The sequence below is a fragment of the Nocardia sp. NPDC050710 genome, assembly GCF_040654375.1.
Lineage (GTDB): Bacteria > Actinomycetota > Actinomycetes > Mycobacteriales > Mycobacteriaceae > Nocardia.
The window spans coordinates 5651-30371 of sequence record NZ_JBFAHV010000045.1; the positions used below are offsets into that span (position 1 = coordinate 5651).

Sequence of the window (24721 nt, forward strand, 5' to 3'; positions counted from 1 at the left end):
TCAGTCCTCTAATGAGCTGTTGTAAGCCAGATCGATCAGATCGTCGATGTCCAGCGCATCAATTGATTCATCCGCGACGCCCTGATCGGTCTCGCCATATCTTTCCTGGCCCTGCGCAAGCTTCATCAGCGCATCCAGCAGACCCGCGTCGCGGAGACGGGTGAGCGGAATTGTTTGAAGGGCTCGACGAATATCGTTTTCCGGTAGATCTGCCGACTCGACGGGCTTGTGGTCGGCGAGTTCCTCGCAGAGGTAGTCGGCCAGGGCCTGTGGCGTCGGATAGTCGAACACCAGAGTCGCGGGCAGCTGCAAACCGGTCACATTTTTCAGGACATTACGGAACTCAACAGCAGTGACCGAATCGAAACCCAACTCACTGAACGCCCTGTCCACCTCTACCGCGTTGGTGTTCTGATGACCCAGAATCGCCGCGACCTGGGCGCGAACGATCTCCACCAACACCCCCAAGTGCTCGTTATCCGGGGTATCGGCCAAACGAGCACGTAGTGCCGTAGCCGCGCCCGAGGCCGCTTTACGACGCTGCGGGATCAGATCGGCAAATAGTAAGGGCGAGGCCGACCCAGCGGCGCGAATGCTATCCAGATCCACCCGGGCAAGAACCAGCATCGCCGCATCGATCCGGGTCGCCACGTCGAACAGTGCGAGGCCTTGTTCTTCCGATAGCGGCAGCACACCGGAGCGAGATATCCGCTGCCGGTCGACAGCATCGAGTTCAGCGGCCATCCCGCCGTCCATGCCCCACAAACCCCACGCAAAGGACTGCCCGCACCGACCGGACGCCCTGCGATGCGCCGCCAACGCATCCAAACACGCGTTGGCCGCCGCATAGTTACCTTGCCCAGCGTTGCCGAACACCCCAGCCACCGAACTGAACAGTACGAACGCTTTCAACGGGAGGTCCCGGGTCAATTCATGCAGGTGCAGTGCAGCATCGATCTTGGGTCCCAATACGGTGTCCAACCGGTCCGGAGTAAGCGAACCAATCGCACCATCATCGAGCACACCAGCCATATGGAACACACCCGTAAGTGGATGACCAGCAGGAACATTGGCCAGGACCTCGGCCAACGCACCACGATCCGCGGCATCGCACGCGACGAACTCGACCTCCGCACCGAGATGCTGCAACTCCACTCGCAGCTCGGTGGCCCCGGGAGCGGATTCACCACGACGACTCAACAGCAGCAAGCGACGCACACCGCGTGCGGTGACCAGGTGCCGGGCGAACAATCCACCGAGCAACCCACCCGCACCGGTGATCAGAACGGTGTCGTCGGAGGCGAAAGAGTCAGCCGTTGAAGCGGCCGCCGGAGCGGACGTCATTCGGGTCAGACGCGCGATGTGTACCTGTCCATCACGCACGGCAACCTGCGGTTCAGCGGCAGCCACAACCCCACCCAGCAGCCCGTCGAGTTCGGAGTCGGTATCGATCAACACGATCCGGCCAGGGTGTTCGGTCTGCGCGGAACGGACCAGACCACAGACGGCGGCACCGGCAAGGTTCGTAATGTCTTCCCCGGCAACCGATACCGCACCATTGGTCCGGACCACCAGTACCGAATCAGCGAACCGAGGCGCTGTCGTCCAGGACTGCAACACCTGCAAAACATCGTGGGTCGCGGAATGAACAGCAGCCGGATCATTACCTGTCGCACAGTCCAACACCACCACCGGCGGGACCTGCTCACCAAGATCCGGCCACGCTACCGTGGTGACGTCGGCTTCACGCACCGCGATCGGTGACCAGCCGATCTGGAACAACGCATTCCCGACAGCGGACCCACCGGCAGTGAGTTGCGCGGGATCTATCGGTCGAGACGCCATATGCCGCACAGATGCCACCGGGATACCTGTTGAATCAGCAAGATCCAGAGCAACACGGTGCTCACCTACCCGAGTGAGTCGGACCCGCAACGCATCAGCCCCAGCCGCATACACACTGACACCGGACCACTCGAACGGCAGGGCGACGTCATCGGACATATCCGCTGATGAACGCAAAGCATGCAGAGCCGCATCGAGCAACGCGGGATGCACACCGAACCCACCTGCCTCAGCACGGGCTTGTTCGGGCAAAGCGACCTCGGCATAGATGCCTTCGGTCCCACGCCATACCGATGTCAACGCCTGAAATACAGGGCCGTACTGATAACCCTGCGCATCGAGCGAGTCGTAAACACCATCGATATCAACAGCGGTGGCGCCCACCGGAGGCCACGAAACCAGATCGAAGTCAGCCACCGTCTCACCTCGGGCAACAACGCCTTCGGCGTGCAAAGTCCACGATGGCGTCGTGTCGACATCACCATCGGGGCAGGAGAAGACCCGCACGGCCCGATGACCGGTCTCGTCCTGGTCACCTACCACCACGCGTACCGCAACCCCACCGGACTCGGGCAACACCAGTGGCGCTTGCAGAACCAGCTCTTCGAGCGTCGAGCAGCCGACCTGTTCCCCGGCATGCAAGACGAGCTCGACGAAGCCGGTACCGGGGAACAACACCGTATTCATCACCATGTGATCGGCCAGCCACGGATGGGTCTGCACCGACAAACGACCGCTGAGTACGACTCCGTCGGAATCCGGTTGCGACACCACTGCCGAAACCAAAGGATGCCCAGTGGCCACAAAACCCATCGCCCGAGCGCCACCGTCGACAGCGGTGGACGCTTCGGCTATCCAATACCGTCGCCGCTGGAAAGCGTAGGTGGGCAGATTGATTCGCTTGGCACCGGTACCGGCATACATACCGGCCCAGTCCACATCGGCACCGGAGACGAACAACCCGGCCACCCCACCCAACAAGGTAAGCGCATCAGCCCGATCCCGACGCGCCAGCGCCACCACCGTCGGAGCCACACTCGTAGCTGCCGTTATCTCCCCACCATCGAGGATCTGAGTGACCATCGGAAACAGCACCGCATCCGGTCCGACCTCGGCGAACCGGGTCACCCCCATACCCGCCATCACGGTAACCGCATCGGCGAACCGCACCGTGTCCCGGACCTGACCCACCCAATACGACGGATCCGACATCTCATCGACGACCCGGGCACCGGTCACCGTCGACACCAACGGCAAGCCCGGACGGTTGAACGCCAAACCCTCGATCGCCGTACCGAATTCAGCCAGCATCGGCTCCATCAACACCGAATGGAACCCATGCGAAACACGCAACCGCTTCGTCCGCCAACCACGCCCGGTACACGCCTCGACAACAGCCGAGACCGCGTCCTCGACACCGGACAACACCACCGACGACGGACCATTGACCGCCGCGATCGACACCCCATCCAGCAGCAACGGCAACACATCGGTCTCCGAGGCACCCACGGCGACCATCGCCCCACCAGCGGGTAGTGCCTGCATCAACCGGCCACGCGCAGCAACCAACACACACGCATCCGCCAGCGACAACACCCCGGCCACATGCGCGGCAGCGACCTCACCGATCGAATGACCCGCCAACACATCCGGGCGAACACCCCACGACTCGAGCAGCCGGAACAACGCCACCTCGAACGCGAACAACCCCGCCTGCGCGAACACCGTCCGATCAACCAGATCACCATCGGCCAACGCCGCACTCAACGAAACCGACTGCCCCAACAACGGATCCAACGCAGCGACAATCCCGTCGAAAGCCCCGGCGAACACCGGATACGCCGCACACAACTCGGCAGCCATACCCGCCCACTGCGCACCCTGACCGGAAAACACCACACCCGTGGAACCGCCTACCACACGACCGGACACCACACCCAGAACGGATTCGCCGCGACCCACCGCTTGGGTACCGGCCCGCAGACCATCGCGCTCAGCCGACAACACCACGGCCCGATGATCGAACAACACTCTCGAAGTCACGAGCGAAAAACCGACATCAATCGGGTCCTGGTCATGGTCGGCGATATGCGATGCCAAACGCCTGGCCTGATCGGCAAGAGCCTCACCACTGCGTGCCGAAATCACCCAAGGCACCACTCCACTCAGCGGAGCCGTCTCAACCACCGGCGCCGAGTCGGCCACCGGAGCCTGCTCCGCCACCGGCACAGCCTCTGCGCCCTGCGCTTGCTCCAGGATGAGGTGCGCATTGGTGCCGCTGATACCGAACGACGACACACCGGCACGACGCGGCCGATCGGACACCGGCCACTGAACCGATTCGGTCAACAACCGGACATGGCCCTCGGACCAGTCCACCTTGGTAGACGGCTTATCAACATGCAGCGTCTTCGGCAGCACCCCGTGGCGCATCGCCATCACCATCTTGATCACACCACCCACACCCGCGGCAGCCTGAGCATGACCGATATTGGACTTCAACGACCCCAACCACAACGGACGGTCCGGGTCGCGGTCCTGGCCGTAAGTGGCCAACAACGCCTGAGCCTCGATCGGATCACCCAACGTCGTGCCGGTGCCGTGAGCTTCCACCACATCGACCTCACCCGCAGCCACCCCGGCATTCGCCAGGGCTTGACGGATCACCCTGCGTTGTGAGGGACCGTTCGGCGCGGTCAAACCATTCGACGCACCATCCTGATTCACCGCCGAACCAGCAATCACCGCCAACACCTCATGCCCACTACGGCGAGCGTCGGAAAGCCGCTCCAACACCAGAACGCCGACACCCTCGGACCACCCCACACCATCAGCCGCATCAGCGAACGACCTGCACCGACCATCCGGCGACAAACCCCGCTGACGGCTGAACTCCACAAAGGTCTCCGGGGTCGCCATCACCGTCACACCACCGGCCAACGCCAGATCACACTCACCCGACCGCAAAGACTGCGCCGCCAGATGCATCGCCACCAGTGAGGACGAACACGCCGTATCCACCGTGACCGACGGACCCTCGAAACCGAAAACATACGACACCCGACCGGACGCAATAGATCCCGTATTCGCATTGGCCGGATAGTCGTGGAACGACATGCCGGTGAATACCCCGGTCGAACTGCCACGCAACGAACGCATGTCGACACCGGACCGCTCCAGCGCCTCCCATGAGGTCTCCAACAGCAACCGCTGCTGCGGATCCATCATCGTCGCCTCGTTGGGACTGATCTCGAAGAAGTCCGCATCGAAATCGGCTGCCGAATACAAGAACCCACCATTGCGCGCGTAGGTCCTACCCGCCTTACCCGGCTCCGGATCGTAGATACCCTCGATATCCCAACCCCGATCAACCGGCAACTCACCGTTGGTATCCACACCATCCGCCACCAACCGCCACAAGTCTTCCGGCGAGGCGACCCCACCCGGATACCGACAACTCATCGCGACAATCGCGATCGGATCGTCGCCGCCAGCTCTGCTGGCACTGATCTCGATGTCCTGGCTGGTGCCGATGAGTTGGGAATCGATGAACTCGGCGACAACCTGCGGGTTCGGATAATCGAAAATAAGCGTGGCCGGTAACTGCAACCCGGTGGCGGTATTGAGTTTGTTGCGGAACTCGACCGCACCGAGAGAATCGAACCCCAACTGCTGGAAAGTCCGCTGCGGCTCAACAGCATCCACAGAAGGATGCCCCAGAACACCAGCAGCCACCGATCGAACCAACTCGAGCACGGCAAGGTGACGATCAACATCCGACAAACCAACAAGCTTGCGGGCGAACACATGATCCACCCCCGAAGCCCGGGTCCGGCGGCGCACCGGGATCCGTGCCATCGCACGAAGCAGAGCCGGAACCTGCTCGCCCCGGGTTCGAAGCGCAGCCGGATCGACCCGCAACGCCACCAGCTGAGCGGTATCGGTCGCTATCGCCGAATCGAACAGCGCCAAACCCTCAGCCTCGGTCAGAGGTGGCAAACCCTGCCGACGGATCCGCTCGACATCGGCCTCGGACAGCATGGACCCGAGGCCGGTAGACGTCGCCCACAATCCGAAATCCACAGAGGTGGCCGGCAGTCCCAGGCTGTGACGATGCGCGGCAAGGGCATCGAGGAAAACGTTCGCGGCAGCGTAGTTGGCTTGACCAGCCGCTAGAACGAGACCACCCGCCGAGGACACCAGCACGAACAACGACAACGAATGATCACGAGTGAGTTCGTGAAGGTGCCACGCCGCATCGAGCTTGGGCCGGAAGACATAGTCGATCCGGTCCGCGGTGATCGACTCGATCACACCGTTGTCCGCGGTTCCGGCCGCATGAACCACACCCACCAGCGGATGCTGAGCCGGAATGGTATCCAGCAGCGCCGCCAATGCACCCCGATCGGACACATCACACGCGGTAACAGTCACCTGCGCACCGAGCCCGACCAGCTCCTCACGCAGCTCAACAGCACCAGGAGCGTCCAGACCACGACGCGACGTCAAAAGCAGATGACCCACACCATGATCGACCACAAGATGCCGAGCGATCAACGCACCCAGACCACCCGTACCACCGGTCACCAACACGGTACCCGGCCCGGACAGCCGAACAATCGCACCGGGTGCGTGACGGGTCAGCCGCGGCACGAGCAGGGTCGTACCCCGCAGCGCAGCCTCCGGCTCCATCGCGACGGCAGCCGCCACGGCCGCCACGGAGAACGGATCACGTTCTTCATCCAGGTCGAGAAGCTGGAATCGACCAGGGTGTTCGGCCTGCGCGGCACGCAGTAGCCCCCAGACCGGGGCCTGATTCAGGCTCACCTGCTCGGAATCGGCAACAGTCACTGCGTGTTCGGTGACGACAACCAAACGGGAGCCAGCGAAACGAGTTTCGGCCAGCCAACGCTGGGCAGTGTCGAGAACATCGATTGCGACCTGCCGTACCGCCTCCGGCGGCGCACCGTCGTGCTGGGGGCACTCGAGTAGCACGATCTCAGGAACAACCGAATCGGGAGTCGCGTCGAGATCGGCGATCAACGCAGCGAGATCACCGTAGTTTCGTACCTCACCGGAACTGTGGTCGCCACCGCTCTGGCCGGATCCGAGTACCGCCACACGTTTCGGCTCGACAGTCACCACCGACGATTGCCGAACAGCGACCCAATCCACACCGAACAAGGACTCCGATACCGGGTTCGCGTTCAGATGCTCGGCCGACATGGGCCGAGTAACCAACGCGCCCACCGACAACACGGGTTGCCCCTGCTCATCGGCTATCTGCACGGCGAACCGGTCGCCATGAAGCACCATACGAACCCGCACCGTGGCAGCACCGGCCGAGTACGACACCACCTGGTTCCAGGTAAACGGCAACGCCGGGAAACCAGCACCGCCACCGCCGCGAAGTCCATGAATTATCCCGGCGTGCAACGCCGAGTCGAACAACGCGGGATGGATCTCGAAGCCCTCAGCCTCCCTCGGGTCGGGTAGAGCGACCTCGGCGAACAACTCATCCCCACGCTGCCACGCCGCCCGCAAACCCTGGAACACCGGGCCATACCCATACCCGACATCAAGCAACTCGTCATAAACGCCATCGACATCGATAGCGGTGGCGCCCACCGGAGGCCACGAAACCAGATCGAAGTCAGCCACCCCACCCGAAGCGAGAACACCCTCGGCATGCAACGTCCACGATGGCGTCGTCTCGACATCACCATCATCAGGACAGGAGAAGACCCGCACTCCTCGATGACCTGTCTCGTCCTGGTCACCGACTACCACGCGTACCGCGACCCCACCGGACTCCGACAACACCAGCGGCGCCTGTAGGACCAACTCCTCCAGCGTCGAGCAGCCGACCCGTTCCCCGGCATGCAAAGCGAGCTCGACAAAGCCGGTGTTGGGGAACAACACCGTATCCATCACCTGGTAATCGGCCAGCCACGGATGCGTCCGCACCGAGAAACGACCGGTGAAAGCGATCCCGTCGGAGTCCGGTTGCGACACCATCGCCGAAACCAAAGGATGTCCGGTAGCCACCAGACCCATCGCCCGAGCGCCACCGCTGACAGCGGTCCCCTCGGCCATCCAATACCGCCGATGTTGGAAGGCGTAGGTGGGCAGGTCGATTCGCTGGGCCCCGGTGCCGGTGTAGTAACTCGCCCAGTCCACCTCAGCACCGGAGACGAACAGGCGCGCCACCCCACTCGACACGGTGAACGGGTCGGCCTGGTTTCGACGTGTCAACGCCACCACCGCCGACGCCGCACCCGCGGGAACCGCTACCTGCCCGTCCTCGAGGATCTGGGTGACCATCGGGGTCAATACCGCGTCGGGACCGACCTCGGCGAACCTGGATACACCCATACCCGCCATCGCGGTAACCGCGTCGGCGAATCGCACCGTCTGACGGACCTGATCCACCCAATACGACGGATCACACATCTCATCGACGACCTGGGCACCGGACACCGTCGACACCAACGGCAGGCCGGGACGGTTGAACGCCAAACCCTCGATCGCCGAGGCGAATTCGGCCAGCATCGGCTCCATCGACGCCGAATGGAAAGCATGCGAAACACGCAACCTGTGTGTCCGCCAACCCTGTTCGGCGCAACGATCGGCGATAGCGACAACATCGTTCTCGGCACCGGACAGCACCACCGACGACGGACCATTCACCGCCGCGATCGACACCCCACCGGCCAGCAACGGCAGCACGTCGGCCTCCGAAGCACCCACAGCGACCATCGCCCCACCAGCGGGTAGCGACTGCATCAACCGGCCACGCGCAGCAACCAGCACACACGCATCCGCCAACGACAACACACCAGCTATGTGCGCGGCAGCAACCTCACCAATCGAATGACCGGCCACCACATCCGCACGCACACCCCAGGATTCGAGCAGCCGGAACAGCGCCACCTCGAACGCGAACAACCCTGCCTGCGCGAACACCGTCTGATCGACCAGATCATCGGACGCCAACGCCACACTCAACGAAACCGACTGCCCCAATAACGGATCCAGTTCAGCGACGATCCCGTCGAAAGCCTCGGCGAACACCGGATACGCCGCACGCAGCTCGGTGGCCATACCGGCCCACTGCGCACCCTGACCGGAAAACACCACACCCGTGGAACCGGCCACCACATGACCGGACACGACACCGGGAGTCTGCACACCGGCAGCCAACGATCGCGTACCCGCCAGCAGACCATCACCGTTGTCGGCCACGACAACCCCGCGATGTTCGAACACACTGCGTGTCGACGCCAGCGAGAAACCGACATCAATCGGATCGTGCTCGCCCACATGCGATGTCAATCGAGCAGCCTGATCGGCAAGGGCCTCATCACCATGCGCCGTAACCACCCACGGCAACACAGCCGGGACGGTCTCGACCACCGGCACCGACTCGGTCACCGGGGCCTGCTCGACAATGACGTGAGCATTCGTGCCGCTGATTCCGAACGAGGACACACCGGCACGACGCGGCCGATCAGTCACCGACCATGACTGTGGCTCGGTCAACAACTGGATATTGCCCTGAGACCAATCAACTTTGGTACTTGGCTGATCAACATGCAGGGTCTTCGGCAAGACCCCGTGGCGCATGGCCATCACCATCTTGATCACACCACCCACACCCGCAGCGGACTGAGCGTGACCGATATTGGATTTCAACGACCCCAACCACAGCGGACGATCGCGGTCTCGGCCGTAGGTGGCCAGTAGCGCTTCGGCTTCGATCGGATCACCCAAAGTCGTGCCGGTGCCATGAGCTTCCACCACATCGACCTCACCCGGTGACACCCCAGCATTGGCCAGCGCCTGGCGAATCACCCTGCGTTGCGAGGGACCATTCGGCGCGGTCAAACCATTCGACGCACCATCCTGATTCACCGCCGAACCAGCGATCACCGCCAGAACCTGGTGGCCATTGCGCTGAGCGTCGGACAAACGCTCCAACACCAGAACGCCCACACCCTCGGACCAACCCACACCATCAGCCGCATCGGCAAAGGACCTACACCGACCATCCGGCGACAAACCCCGCTGACGACTGAACTCCAGGAACATATCCGGCGTCGCCATCACCGCCACACCACCGGCCAACACCACATCGCACTCACCCGCCCGCAACGAGCCCGCGGCCAAATGCATCGCGACCAGCGACGACGAACACGCCGTATCCACCGACACCGCCGGGCCTTCCAGTCCCAACGTGTACGCGACCCGACCCGAGATCAAACTCCCGGCAGCATTGCCAGCGGTGCCGGTCCCCTGTGCGTAATCGTGGAATTGCACACCCGTGAAAACCCCGGTCGAGCTGCCACGCAGTACCACCGGATCAATACCAGCGCGCTCCAACGCCTCCCAGGAAACCTCCAGCATCAACCGCTGCTGGGGATCCATCCTTGTGGCCTCGTTGGGGCTGATCCCGAAGAAGTCCGCATCGAAATCGGCTGCCGAATACAAAAACCCGCCGTTACGGGTATACGTGCTACCCGGCGTTGCACCGGTCCGATCGTAGAGGCGCTCGGTATCCCAACCTCGATCCACCGGGAACTCCGACGTTGCGTCGGTCCCGTCTGCGACCAACCTCCAGAGGTCTTCGGGAGAAGCCACCCCACCCGGATACCGACATGCCATACCGACAATCGCGATCGGCTCGTCGCCAATGGCTCTGCTGGCAGTGACTTCGATGTCCTGCCCGAGGCCGGTGAACTCATCGGTCAGATATGCGGCCAGGGCCTGCGGTGTCGGGTAATCGAAAACGACCGTGGTCGATAGTGCGAGTCCGGTGACAGCTTTGAGTCGGTTGCGCAACTCGACCGTGCTCAGGGAATCGAAGCCCAGTTCCTGGAATGCCCGATCGGGATCGATCGCGGACACACCGTCATGACCGAGCACGGCCGCGACGTGGGTGCGCACGGTGTCGAGTACGATCTGCCGCTGCCGATCGGCGCCCACGCCGACCAGTCGTTGCCGTAGCCCCGACACCACCGTCGAGGTCGCCGCTGGGCGCCGGGCCGCGGTCGGCGCCAGCTCCCGCAGCAACGGTGGTAGTAGTCCGGCTTCGGCCTGGGCACGGATCGCGGCGGAGTCCACCGTGGCGATCACCGCGTGGGGCCAGCCCCGCGTGAGCACCGCATCCCATCCGGCGAGCGCTTGCTCATCCGACATCGGGGTGAAGCCGCTTCGGCTCATCCGGGCCACATCGGTCTCGCCCAGCTGTCCGGCCATACCGCTCGAGCGCGCCCACATACCCCACGCCAGCGACTGGCCGGCCAGCCCTTGTGCGCGCCGACGCGCAACCAGCCCGTCCAGGAAGGCATTCGCGGCTGCGTAATTGCCCTGTCCGGGTCCACCGACGGTGCCCGAAATCGAGGAAAACACCACGAACGCAGTCAGATCCAGATCCGCGGTTGCCTCGTGCAGGTGCCAGGCAGCGTCCACCTTCGGCGCCAGCACCGCGTCCAACCGCGGTGGGGTCAATGATGCGATGACCCCGTCGTCGAGCACACCGGCGGCATGGATCACACCCGTCAACGGCCACTGCGCCGGTACTTCGGACAGCAACCGGGCCACCGCATCGGCATCGGTGACATCACAGGCCACCACCCGCACGTGTGCACCCAATCGCTCCAGCTCGGCGCACAGCGATGCCACGCCATCGGCCTGAGAACCGCTGCGGCTCACCAATAGCAGCGACCGGACCCCGTGCTCGACCACCACGTGCCGTGCTGTCACCGCACCCAAACCACCGGTACCGCCGGTGATCAGCACCGTGCCCGTACCGAAGTCGGCGATATTGCCGCCCAGCTCGCCCGGCATTGTGGGTCGGGTGAGCCGGGCCGTGTGGGTGACACCAGCGCGCACGACGACCTGGGGTTCGCCCACGGCCACGACGGTGGCCGCGAGTTGCTCGTCGACGGCAATGTCCGCATCGACCAACACAATTCGGCCCGGATTCTCCGTCTGCGCGGTCCGCACCAAACCCCACACTGCGGCCCCGGCAAGGTCGGTGAGGTCTTCACCGGGCAATGCGATTGCGCCGTGGGTGGCGATGAGCAGGGTGCTCTCAGCGAACCGCTCCTGTTCCAGCCACGCCTGCGCCACCGCGAGTATCCGTGCGGCCTCGGTATGGGTAGTGGTCACCACATCGGTGTCGCCATCGCTCCACCCGGACCCGGCCTCGACCACCACCAGCGGCGGTATCGGCGACTCCGAATCCAGCCGGTCCCACCAACCCACACCCACAGCTGCCACCGCGGTCACCGGTCCGGTCGGTGACCAGGTCAGTTCCAGTACCTGATCGACCCGGCCGCCCGCAGCGGCCGCGGCGAGCTGCTCGAGTGGTACCAATCGGGTCGTCATCGAACCCGACAACACCGGCTGCCCCTGCTCGTCGGCCACCGATACCGATACCGACGATCCGGTCATGGTCAGACGCACGCGCAGTATCGATGCCTCGGTCGCGTACAGCGACACCGACTCCCACGAGAACGGCAACATCACCTGTCCCGCGGCGAGCGTGAACGGCGACTCCGACTGTCCCGCACTGCTTTCGAGCACCTCGGCCAGCCCTCCCGCCTGGAGGGCCGCGTCCAGTAGTGCCGGATGGATCCCGAAGCCTTCCGCTCGCACTCCGGCTTCCGTACCGACGGCGATCTCGGCGAACACCTCCGCACCGCGTCGCCACAGCGCCCGCACACCCTGGAACGCCGGACCGTAGTCGTAACCGCGCGCCAGCAGACCCGTGTACGCGGCCGCGACATCGATACCGCTCGCCGCGACCGGCGGCCATTCCCCGAGATCGGGTTCGGTCGTGTCGCTTCGAGTGCTCAGCAGGCCGCGGGCGTGTAATTCCCACTGCCCGTCCGGGTCATGTTCACCGCGGGAATAGATCGAGATCGGCCGCTGTGGAGACTCGTGCTCGGGTCCGCCCACGACGACCTGGATCTGCACACCGCCTGCCGCGGGTAGCACCAGTGGTGCCTGCAGCATCAGTTCCTCGATCACGAGACACCCGGCCACGGCCCCGGCACGCAGCGCCAACTCCACGAACCCGGTCCCCGGGAACAACACCAGCCCCGCGACCGTATGGTCGGCCAGCCACGGCTGTGTCGCTACCGATAACCGGCCGGTCAACAGCACACCACCGGATTCGGGGACCGATACCACGGCGCCGAGCAAGGGATGTTCGACCACACCCAAACCCACGGATTCGACTCCGGCGGTGTGGAGAGCGGGCTCGAGCCAATAGCGTCGACGCTGGAAGGCGTAGGTGGGCAACGACACTCGTGCGATCGTGCGGGGCGCGAAGTACGCCTTCCAGTCGACATCGACACCGACCGCGTGCGCGTGCGCCAGGCAGTTCACGAGCTGCCCGACCTCGGCATGCGCTCGACGTGCACCGGCCACCACCAGCGACTGCGATTCGATATCTTCCGGCAGGCATTGCCGGGTCATGGCCGTCAGTACCGCATCCGGCCCGATTTCCAGGAATCGGCGAACGCCCGAGGCAACCAGGGTGTCTATGCCCCGAGCGAACTGAACGCCCGCCCGCACCTGCCGGACCCAGTAGGCCGGTTCCAGCACTTCGTCACCGGCGATCCGGCCGGACAGATTCGAGACCACTGGGATCTGTGGGCGATGGTAGGTGACATCCCGTGCGACAGCTTCGAACTCGGCCAGCATCGGGTCCATCCGGTGGGAATGGAACGCATGCGACACCCGCAACCGAGAGGTCTTCCGCCCGCGGTCGGCGAACCACTGCTCGAGCGCGGCCACGGCGTCTTCGTCGCCGGACACAACAACGGCCACCGGCGAATTCACCGCAGCGATGGACACTCCGTCGACGAGCGCCTCGGACACCTCGCGCTCGCTCGCCGCGATGGCCAGCATAGCGCCGCCTTCCGGCAGCTGCCCCATGAGGCGGCCACGCGCCGCGACCAGCCGGCACGCGTCCGGTAGCGACCACACGCCGGCGATGTACGCGGCGGCCAGCTCACCGATCGAATGTCCGACCAGGACATCGGGTGTCACACCGAACGAGTCCAAGAGCCGGCACAGCGCGACTTCGTACGCGAACAGCGCGGGTTGAGTGAACTCCGTCCGATTCAGCACATCGGTATCAGCGGGGCCACCATCGCCGAACTGACCCGTGAACATCACCTGTTTGAGCGAACTGCCCAGTAGCGGATCGAACTGCGCGCAGATCTCATCCAACGCGGAAGCGAATACCGGGAACGCCTCGTACAGTTCACTTCCCATCCCGACCCGCTGCGCACCCTGCCCGGTGCACAGGAAGGCCGCCTTACGCGTGACCGCCCGCCCCCTCGCCACGTCATGGGTGGAACTCGCCGATCCGTGTCCGGCCAGTACTGCCAGTCCGGCGAGCATCGCGTCCCGGTCGTCGGCCACTACCGCGCCCCGCCAGTCCAGCCGGGCGCGGGTCGTCAACAGTGAATAGCCGATGCCATCGATTGTCAGGTCGGGGTTTTCGGTCACCCACGTCAGCAGTTTGGCCGCCTGCGCACGCAGGCCGTCCTCGGTTTTCGCCGACAGCAGCCATGGGGAGACACCGGACGCCACTGCCTTCGCGCCGCGGTCGGCGGCATCGTCCGCCGGTTCGACGGGGGCCTCCGTCAGATCGGGGGACTCCTCCAGAATCACGTGAGCGTTGGTGCCGCTGGCCCCGAAGGAGGACACACCGGCGCGACGCACCCGCTCCCCTGCCGACCACGGTTCTGCCGTGGTGAGCAGCCGCACCGTTCCCGCCGACCAGTCCACATGCGGGGTCGGAGCATCGACATGCAATGTCGCGGGCAACATTTCGTGTCGCAGCGCCTGCACCATCTTGATCACACCGCCGACACCGGCCGCGGCGGAGGTGTGGCCGATATTCGACTTGAGCGATCCGATTCGCAGCGGATCTCCGGCGCGATCACGACCGTAGGCGGCGATCAGCGCCTGAGCCTCGATCGGGTCTCCGAGGCTGGTGCCGGTGCCGTGCGCTTCGACCGCATCGACATCGGCGGGCGTCAGACCGGCATTGGCGAGGGCCTGCGCGATCACCTTTTCCTGCGAAGGACCGTTCGGCGCGGTCAGCCGGTTGCTGGCGCCGTCCTGGTTGACCGCACTGCCGCGGATGACCGCGAGAACCCGGTGGCCGAGGCGGCGCGCGTCGGACAGCCGCTCGACCGCGAGCATGCCGAGGCCCTCGGAGAATCCCGTCCCGTTCGCCGCCGCCGCGAACGCCTTGCACCGTGCGTCCGGGGACAGCGCCCCCTGCCGGCCGAAGGCGATCAGCAGGGTGGGGTCGGACATCACGGTGACGCCGCCGACCAGGGCCAGCGAGGTCTCGCCCTGACGCAATGACTGACAGGCGAGGTGCAGGGCCACCAGCGACGACGAGCACGCGGTGTCCACCGAGATGGCCGGACCTTTGAAACCGAACGTGAAAGCGACGCGCCCGGACAGGACGCTGGCCGAAACACCCGGGTAGGCATGGCCTTCCGACTCGGCGGTCAGGCCCGGCGAACCCACGCGGGGACCGTAGTCCTGGTGGATCACACCGGCGAACACACCGGTGTCACCGCCGCGCAGCGACGCCGGATCGATGCCGGCGTCCTCCAATGCCTCCCATGCCGCTTCCAGGAACAGGCGCTGCTGCGGATCCATCGCCGCGGCCTCACGCGGCGCGATTCCGAAGAATCCCGGATCGAAATCGCCTGCCGCATCAAGGAATCCGCCTTCGCGGGTGTAGATGGTGCCCGGCTTTTCGGGGTCGGGGTCGAACAGGCGCTCGAGGTCCCAGCCGCGGTCGGCCGGGAAGGGACCGACGGCGTCGGTGCCGGAAGCGAGCAACTCCCACAGCCGCGCCGGAGTGTCGACGCCGCCCGGATACCGACAGCTCATGCCCACGATCGCGATCGGTTCGCTGGCACGGTCTTCCAGGTGCTGAATGTGCTTCTTGGCGGTTCGGAGGTCTCCGGTGAGCTTGCGCAGATACCGGCTGAGTTTTTCCTCGTTGCTGGTGCCGGGGTTGCTCATGCTGGGCCAAACTCCTCGTCGATCAGGTCCAAAAGTTCACTGTCGGAATGGAATTCGAGATCGTCGTATCCACTGTCCGACCACTGGCCCCCCAGGTAGGTGCGTAGCCGCTGGTTGACGCCCCGCAATCCGGCGATGGTCTCCTCGTTGTCGCCGCCATTGGCGATGATCCGCTCGAGCATGGCCTCGAGCCGCGCGATGTCGTCGTGTACCGCCGATGTCGGTATCGATTGCGGGGGTTCCGGCACCGTGGTCTGCGCAAGCAGGAAGTCGGCGATATCTCCCGCCGTGGGGTAGTCGAATACCAGGGTCGAGGGCAGCGACAGCCCCGTCACCTTCGAAAGCCGGTTCCGGAACTCGACGCCGCCAAGGGAATCGAAGCCGAGTTCGTCGAAGCCGCGATCGGGTCCGATGTCATCGATCGACCCGTAACCCAGCACCGCCGCTACGTGTTCGCGCACCAGGTCCAGGACGACCCCGCGTCGCTTCGCCTCCGCCACGCCGTGCAGACGCTCCCCGAGCGAGGGCTCAGCGGTCGATGTCGTGGCCGACCGGCCGCGCGCGCGAACGAATCCACGCAACACCGCCGGTACCAGACCGCCATGTGCTTCCAGGCGCAGTTTGTCGGTATCCAAGTGCAACAGCGCCGATACCGGTTCCGCCGTGGTCAGCGATTCTTCGAACAACCGCAGGCCGTCGGTGCGGTCCAGCGGGGCCAGGCCCAGTCGCTCCAATCGGCCCATCGCAGTGCGATCCAACACGCCGGTCATGCCGATGTCCTGCTGCCACGGACCCCAGGCGAGTGCGAGTGCCGGCAGTCCTTCGGCGCGGCGTCGCATCGCGAGGGCGTCCAGGAAGCTGTTCGCGGCAGCGTAATTCGCTTGTCCCGCCGAACCGATCATTCCGGCAATCGAGGAGAACAGCACGAACGCCGACAGCTTCATGTCGCGGGTGAGCTCGTGTAGATACCACGCCGCATCGGCCTTGGGAGCGAACACCCGATCGACCTGGTCCCCGGTGAGCGTGTGGAACGTGCCGTCGTCGAGCACACCGGCGGTATGCACGACACCGGTGAGTGGGTGCTCCGCGGGCAGGCCCGCCAGCAGAGCGCGAAGCGCGTCGCGGTCGGTGACATCGCAGGCGGCGATCCGCACCTCGGCGCCGTATCCGGACAGTTCCGCCGCGAGTTCCGTTGCGCCGTCCGCACGCTCGCCACGGCGAGATACCAGTAGCAGCCGTCGCACATCGTGCGCGGTGACCAGGTGCCGGGCCAGCAGCGCGCCCAATCCCCCGGTCCCGCCGGTGATCAGAACCGTCCCGGACCCGAACGAAACCTGCTCGGCCGCAGCGGATGTCACCGACTCCAGCCGCGGCGCCAGAACACGGTCGCCCCGCAATGCCACCTGTGGCTCCCCGGTCGTGATCGCGGCGCGGATCGATTCGATCGAAATATGACGCGTGCTATCGGATCCGTCCGTGTCGAGCAGCACTATCCGCTCCGGATACTCGGTTTGAGCGCTACGTATCAGCCCCCATACCGCGGCCGATGCGGTATCCGGCGCCTCATCGGGCAGGGCCGCCGCGCGTCCGGTCACCACGACCAGCTGCGATCGCGCGAATCGCTCGTCGGCCAGCCAGTCGCGAACCATGTGCAGTGCCGCCTTCACCCGATCACTCGCGGACGGCTGCGAATCACCGTGCGGTACCGCTGATTCGGACCAGACAACGAAATCCGGGACGATCGGAGCCGAAGCGAGCGCGGCCAGATCCGGATACCGTTCGTCGATTCCGGGCACCCGCGCGGTTCCGAGCACGGCTGCGCTCCCGGTCGGGATGAGTCCCCCGGAGGTCCCGACCTCCGCCCAACGCAACGCGTACCGGTCCGCGCGGCCACCCGTCAGCCCGGCGCGGAACTGCTGGACGTCGTAGGAGCGCATGACCACTTCGTCGACGGAAACCACCGGATTTCCGTCCTGGTCGACCGCCACGACCGTGATCGCCTCACCGCTGCGCTGGATAGCCATCACCCGCAATGTCGTGACCTTGGACGTGGTGTGGAATTGCGTCGCGCCCCAGCGGAACAAGAGTTTGCCCTCGGCGGGATTGCCCTTGTCGTCCGACCAGATCAAACCGACAAGTCCGGCATGCAGTGCCATGTCGAACAGCGCCGGATGCAGCTGGAACCGTTCGGCCGAGACTTCCTGATTCAGGGTGACCTCGGAGAACATCGTGTCGCCGCTGCGCCATGCGGCGTCGATGCCGATGAACGCGGCACCGTATTCCAGTCCGGCGACACGCGCCACCTGGGCCGGAATCCAGTCGGCGTCCACCGGTTCGGCATCGATCGGCGGCCACGGCCCGTTGCGCAGCATATCCACGAGTCCGATATCGAGCAGCTGTTGACCGCTCATCACGCCGCTGGCATTGCGCGTCCACTCGCCGTCGGCGGCATCGGTCAGGCGGTAGTGGAATGTGAACGATCGACGTCCCGCGGAATCCGGTTCCCGCACCAATACCTGGAGTTCGACACCGCCGTCCGCCGGCGGGAGGATCGGCGCCTCGAGGGTGAGCTCTTCGACGGCGTCGCAACCGATTCGCCGACCTGCGACCAGCAGCATCTCCATGAGCGCGGCGCTCGGGACGAGCACCACACCGTAGGTGGTGTGGTCGGCGATCCATGGATGGGTGCGCAGCGAGAGCCGTCCGGTGAACAGCCACTCGTCACGGTCGGCCACACGCACCACGTCGGTGAGCAGCGAATGTTCCGACGCGTTCCGAGGCTCTTCGAGGCCGGGTTCGAGCCAGTACCGCCGATGTTCGAAGGCATAGGTGGGCAGCGCGACTCGTGACATCCGGCGGTCGGCGAACAGCCGATTCCAGTCGACAGCCACCCCGGCGGTGTGGGCTTGGCCGAGCATTGTCAGGAATTGCTCGACCTCGTCGTGGTCCCGACGGCCCGCCGCGGCGACCATCGCTCGAGCCTCGACATCCGCAGGCAGCGTTTGCCGCGTCATCGCCGCCAGCACCGCATCGGGTCCGACTTCGAGGAACCGGCGCACGCCCGACGCCACCAGCGTCTCGACACCGGGCGCGAAACGCACCGCGGCGCGCACCTGCGACACCCAGTACCCCGGATCCAGGATCTCGTCGCCAGCGGTTCGGCCGGAGATGTTGGACACCAAGGGAATCCGTGGGGCGTTGAAGGTTACTCCAGCAACTACGGTCTCGAACTCGGCCAGCATCGGCTCCATCCGATGGGAGTGGAACGCATGCGACACCCGCAACCGGGTCGTCTTGCGATCCGACTCGGCGAACTGCCGATCGATCTCGTCGATGACGTCCTCGTCCCCGGAGATCACCACGGCCGCAGGCGCATTCACGGCCGCCACCGATACCTGATCACCGAATCCGGCGATCGCCGCGCCGACTTCGGTCTCGGACGCGGCGATCGCGACCATCGCGCCGCCCTCCGGGAGCACCCCCATCAGCCGCCCTCGCGCCGCGACCAGCGCGCAGGCGTCCTCCAGTGACCACACACCGGCCACATACGCCGCGGCCAGTTCACCGATCGAGTGCCCGATCAACACATCCGGGACAACTCCGAAGGACTCCAACAGCCGATACAGCGCCACTTCGAACGCGAACAACGCGGGCTGGGTCAGTCGTGTCCGATCCAGGATCCCGGTCTCCGCGGCGACGCCCCGATCGTCGATCAGGTGTCCGGTGAACATCGCTTGCTTCAGGGCACATCCGAGTAGCGGATCGAACTGGGCACACACCTCGTCCAGCGCCGCGGCGAATACCGGGAAGGCCTCGGAGAGACCCGCGCCCATACCGACCCGCTGCGCGCCCTGACCGGTGAACAGGAAGGCGGTCTTCCCGGAGCCCACCGTGCCGGAAACCACTCCGGCCGAGGAGGATCCGGCGACCAGCTGCGCCAGCCGGGCCAGCAGTTCGTCGCGATCACCGCCCAGGATCGCCGCCCGCGACTCGTGCTGCGTGCGTGTCGTCGCGAGCGAAAACGCCACATCCGCCGGATCGGCGTCGGGGTGATCGATCAGCCACCGCTGTAGTTTCGCCGCCTGTGCCCGGAGGGCGGTCTCATTCTTGGCCGACACCAGCCATGGCACCACGGTGCCTGGACGGTCGGTAGCCGGTGGCGAGACGACCGACTGCGGGGCGGGAGCTTCCTCGAGGATCGCGTGTGCGTTGGTGCCGCTGACGCCGAACGACGACACACCGGCTCGACGGACCCGTCCGCCGACCGGCCACGGCTGGGCCTCGGTCAACAGTTGGACATCGCCCGCGGACCAGTCCACGTGCGGGCTCGGCTCATCCGCGTGCAGCGTCTTCGGCAGGGTTTCGTGGCGCAGCGCTTGCACCATCTTGATCACGCCACCGACACCCGCCGCGGCCACGGTGTGGCCGATATTCGACTTGATCGATCCGATCCGCAGCGGATGTCCCGCACGGTCCTGCCCATACGCCGCGATCAGCGCCTGGGCTTCGATCGGATCACCCAATGTCGTGCCGGTGCCGTGCGCCTCCACGGCGTCGATATCCGACGGCTCGAGTCCGGCGTTCGCCAACGCCGCCGCGATCACCCGCTCCTGTGACGGACCATTCGGCGCGGTCAGACCATTGCTCGCGCCGTCCTGGTTCACCGCCGTTCCGCGCACCAGGGCGAGAACGTTGTGACCCAGGCGACGGGCGTCGGAGAGCCGCTCGAGTACCAGCACGCCGACGCCCTCGGCGAAGGCGACGCCGTCGGCCGCCGCGGAGAACGCCTTGCAACGTCCATCGGGCGAAAGACCGCGCTGCCGCGCGAAATCGACGTAGAGGTAAGGACTGGCCGCGACCGTCACACCGCTCGCCAACGCCAGCGCGCTCTCCCCCTGGCGCAGCGCTTGGCAGGCCAGATGCAGTGAGACCAGCGACGACGAGCATGCGGTGTCCACGGTGACCGCCGGGCCCTCGAGACCGAGCACATAGGCCACGCGTCCGGACATCACGCTGCTCGTGGTACCGGTGAGCCGGTAGCCCTCCAGGTCACCGGCTACCCGATCCACATAGCCCGAGTAGCCCGCTCCGACATACACCCCGGTGTCGCTGCCCCGCAACGACACCGGATCGATGCCCGCGTCCTCCAGAGCTTCCCAGGACACCTCCAGCAGCAGACGTTGCTGAGGGTCCATCGCGGAGGCCTCCCGTGGACCGATCCCGAAGAATGCCGGGTCGAAATCGCCCGCGTTGTAGAGGAATCCGCCGCGCCGGGTGTAGACGGTCCCTGGCTTGTCCGGGTTCGAATCGAACAGCCGTTCCAGATCCCAGCCTCGATCCGATGGGAAGTCGCCGGTCGCGTCGGTTCCGGAAGCAACGAGATCCCATAGCTGGTCCGGTGATTCGACGCCGCCGGGGAACTGGCAGGCCATGCCCACGATCGCGATCGGTTCGTCGGCCCGGACCCGGCGGACAACCTTCTTGCCGGGTGCGCCCACCGTCGGCTCGACGCGGGATTGCACCAGCTTCGCCACCGCCGCCGGGGTCGGATGATCGAACACCAGCGTCGACGGCAACTGCAGGCCGGTGGCCTTGCCGAGCCTGTTCCGGAATTCCACGCCACCCAACGAATCGAAACCGATCTCGTCGAAGCGTTGGTCGGGCCGGATGTCGGCGGCCGAATCATGCCCCAGCACCGCCGCCGCCTGTGCGAGCACGACCTCCAGCACCACCTCGCCACGCCGCGCTTCCGGCACATCCGCCAACCGGGCGGCCAGCGAGCCCGCCGGCGCGGCGACCGCCGCCGGACGTGTCGGGCTCGAACGCCGCACGAATCCGCGCAGTACCGCCGGAACCGCGTCGGCATCGGACTCGCGACGCAGGACACTCGCGTCGAAGCGGATCGGCGCCAGCCGCGCGTCCGAGTGCGCCAGCGCCTCATCGAAAAGGCGCTTCCCTTCGACACTTTCGAGCGGGCTCAGACCCAAGCGATCCCACCGCGCGAGGGCGGCGCGGTCCAAGCCACCGGTCATACCGCTGCCCTGGTTCCATGGCCCCCAGGCCAGCGACGTGGCGGCCGAGCCCGCGGCCCGCCGCCGCTGCGCCAGCGCGTCCAGGAAACCGTTCGCCGCGGCGTAATTGCCCTGCCCCGACGACCCCAGCACCGTCGCGATCGACGAGAACACCACGAACGCGGACAGATCCAGACCACGAGTCAGCTCGTCCAGATGCCATGCCCCGTCGACCTTCGGCGCCAGCACCCGATCCACCTGGTCAGCGGTCAGCGATTCGACGGTGCCGTCGTCCAGAATTCCCGCGGTGTGCACGACAGCGGTCAATCCGGCGATCGTCTCCAGCAGGTTCCGCACCGCGTCGCGGTCGGCGATATCACACGCGACGACCCGAACCTCGGCCCGCGCCTGCGCCAATTCGGCAATCAGCTCGGCGGCGCCGGGTGCGTCTGGTCCCCGGCGCGACGTCAAAACCAGACCGCGCACACCGTGCTCGGCAACGAGATGACGGGCGAACAACGCACCCAGTCCACCCGTACCACCCGTGATCAGCACGGTCCCCTCCCCGAACAGGGACCGCGACCCCGGGTCCCCGGAAGCGGACGCGCGCACCAGCCGAGGAACCAGAAGCTCCGCACCACGGACCGCGATCTGCGGCTCGCCCGACCGCAATACCGCTGTGATGCGGTCAGCATCGAGCGGCCGGGCCGGATCCTCGTCGACGAGGACGAACCGTTCCGGATGCTCCGACTGCGCACTGCGCAGCAATCCCCAGACCGCCGCCGCGGCCGGATCCGGAGCCTCATCGGGCAACCCCACGGCACCGGTTGTCACCACGACCGACCGGACATCGGACAGACGTTCCTCGGCAAGCAAGGACTGCACCGTCGCCAACGCGCCGTGCACGCTCGCCCGCACCGATTCCGGACCTGCCCCGAAGAGCTCGGTCGCCCGCCACACCACCACACCGGGAATACTCTGGGCCGCAACGACATCGGCGACCGACGCATACTCCGTGGCTATCCCCGCCACCATCGCATCCCCGAGTACCGCCAGTGCCGGTGCGGGTCGGCCGTCTCCCGCGACCGGCTCCGCGGCGGACTCCCAGCGCACCTGGTACAGGCCCGCGTCGTCACCGACGAGGCTGCCCCGGAATTCCTTCACGTCATAGGGACGCATCACCACCGCGTCGACCGACACGATCGGATTGCCGTCCGGATCGACAGCCGCGACCGATACGGTCTCGGGTCCGGTCGCGACCGCGATGACCCGAAGCGACGTCACCTCGGTCGTTGCCGACTCGTGGAAACGCGCACCGCCCCAGCGGAACAGCAACCTGCCGGTATCGGGATCGGAATCCCCATCGCGCCACAGCAACCCGGAGAATCCGGCGTGCATGACCATATCCAGCAGGGCGGGGTGCAGGTCGTGCCGTCCCGGCTCCGCCGCCGCATCGGTGTCCAGCACGATCTCGGAGAAAACCGTGTCGTCGCGCTGCCACGCACCACGCACACCGATGAACGCCGGACCGTACTCGAGCCCGGCGAGCTTCGCAATCCGCTCCGGAAGCCCCGCGCTGTCCACGACCTCGGTATCGACCGGCGGCCACTGCTCCTCCCGCAGCCGCGACAGCAATGCCGAATCACCATCCGACCGAGCCGCGAGCACACCGGTGGCGTTGTGGATCCATTCGGCGTCGGAGGACGTGCGGAAATAGAACTCGAACGGACGCCGCCCGGACTCGTCCGCGGCCTGCACCAGCACCTGCAACTCGACCTCGTCGTCCGCGGTCGGCAGGATCGGCGCCTGCAATGTGAGCTCCTCGACCACCCCACAACCGATCCGAGGGCCAGCGACGAGGAGAAACTCGATGAACGTCGCGCTCGGCACCACCACCACGCCGTAGGTCATGTGATCGGCGATCCACGGATGAGTACGCAATGAGAACCGGCCGGTCAACAGCCATTCGTCGGTACCCGCCAACCCGACCACACCGGTCAGGATCGGATGATCCGTCGACGACGGCGACGCGTCGACGGCGCCCGACAACCAGAAACGACGATGTTGGAAGGCATAGGTAGGCAACGGAATCCGACGCGTCTCACCCCCCGCGAACCACGAACGCCAGTCCACCCGCGCACCCGCGACGTGCACCTGCACCAGGGAAGTGACGAGCTGCTCCACCTCATCGACCGACCGCCGGGAAGTCGCCGCCACCGACGACGCCGACTCGATCTCCGGGTGCTCGGCCAGACAGCCACGCGTCATTGCCGCCAACACCGCATCGGGGCCCACCTCGACGAACCGTCGCACACCTGCCGCGACCAGAGCGTCCACACCCGGCGCGAACCGCACGCAACCCCGCAGTTGCCGCACCCAGTACTCCGGGTCGGTCACCGCGTTCCCGGCGACCTCACCGGACACATTCGACACGATCGGGACACTCGGCGACCGATACTCGACACCTGAGGCCACCGCGCGGAACTCGGCCAGCATCGGATCCATCCGCGCCGAATGAAACGCGTGACTGACCCGCAACCGATTCGTCTTCACACCCTCGGCCGACAGCAGCCGCTCGATCTCATCGATGGCATCGACATCCCCGGACAACACCGTCGACGCCGGACCGTTCAGAGCCGCGATCGAGATACGGTCGGCGAAATCGGCGACGATATCGACGGCTCGTCCTTCAGCGATCGCGACCGCGAGCATCGCCCCGCCCTCCGGCAAAGCACCCATCAACCGACCCCGCGCCGCCACCAGGGCACACGCATCCTCGAGCGACCACACCC

The 24721-nt window shown here is 65.8% G+C and carries 2 protein-coding genes; both read right to left on the minus strand.

The genetic code is table 11. The annotated features are described in order from the left end of the window. Nucleotides 1–15918: a type I polyketide synthase gene (locus AB0H61_RS38425; RefSeq protein WP_357313703.1), complete on the minus strand. Its 15918-nt coding sequence runs from the start codon at nt 15916–15918 to the stop codon at nt 1–3. Continuing rightward, a complete protein-coding gene (locus AB0H61_RS38430) occupies nt 15915–24719 on the minus strand; it encodes an SDR family NAD(P)-dependent oxidoreductase (protein WP_357313706.1) in 8805 nt (2934 codons plus the stop codon). The genes AB0H61_RS38425 and AB0H61_RS38430 overlap by 4 nt, the downstream gene beginning before the upstream one ends. Nucleotides 24720–24721 lie beyond the last annotated feature (2 nt).

Coding starts and splice junctions, on each gene's coding strand:
- AB0H61_RS38425 (WP_357313703.1), bottom strand. CDS start 15,918: ATGAGCAACCCCGGCACCAGCAACGAGGAAAAACTCAGCCGGTATCTG.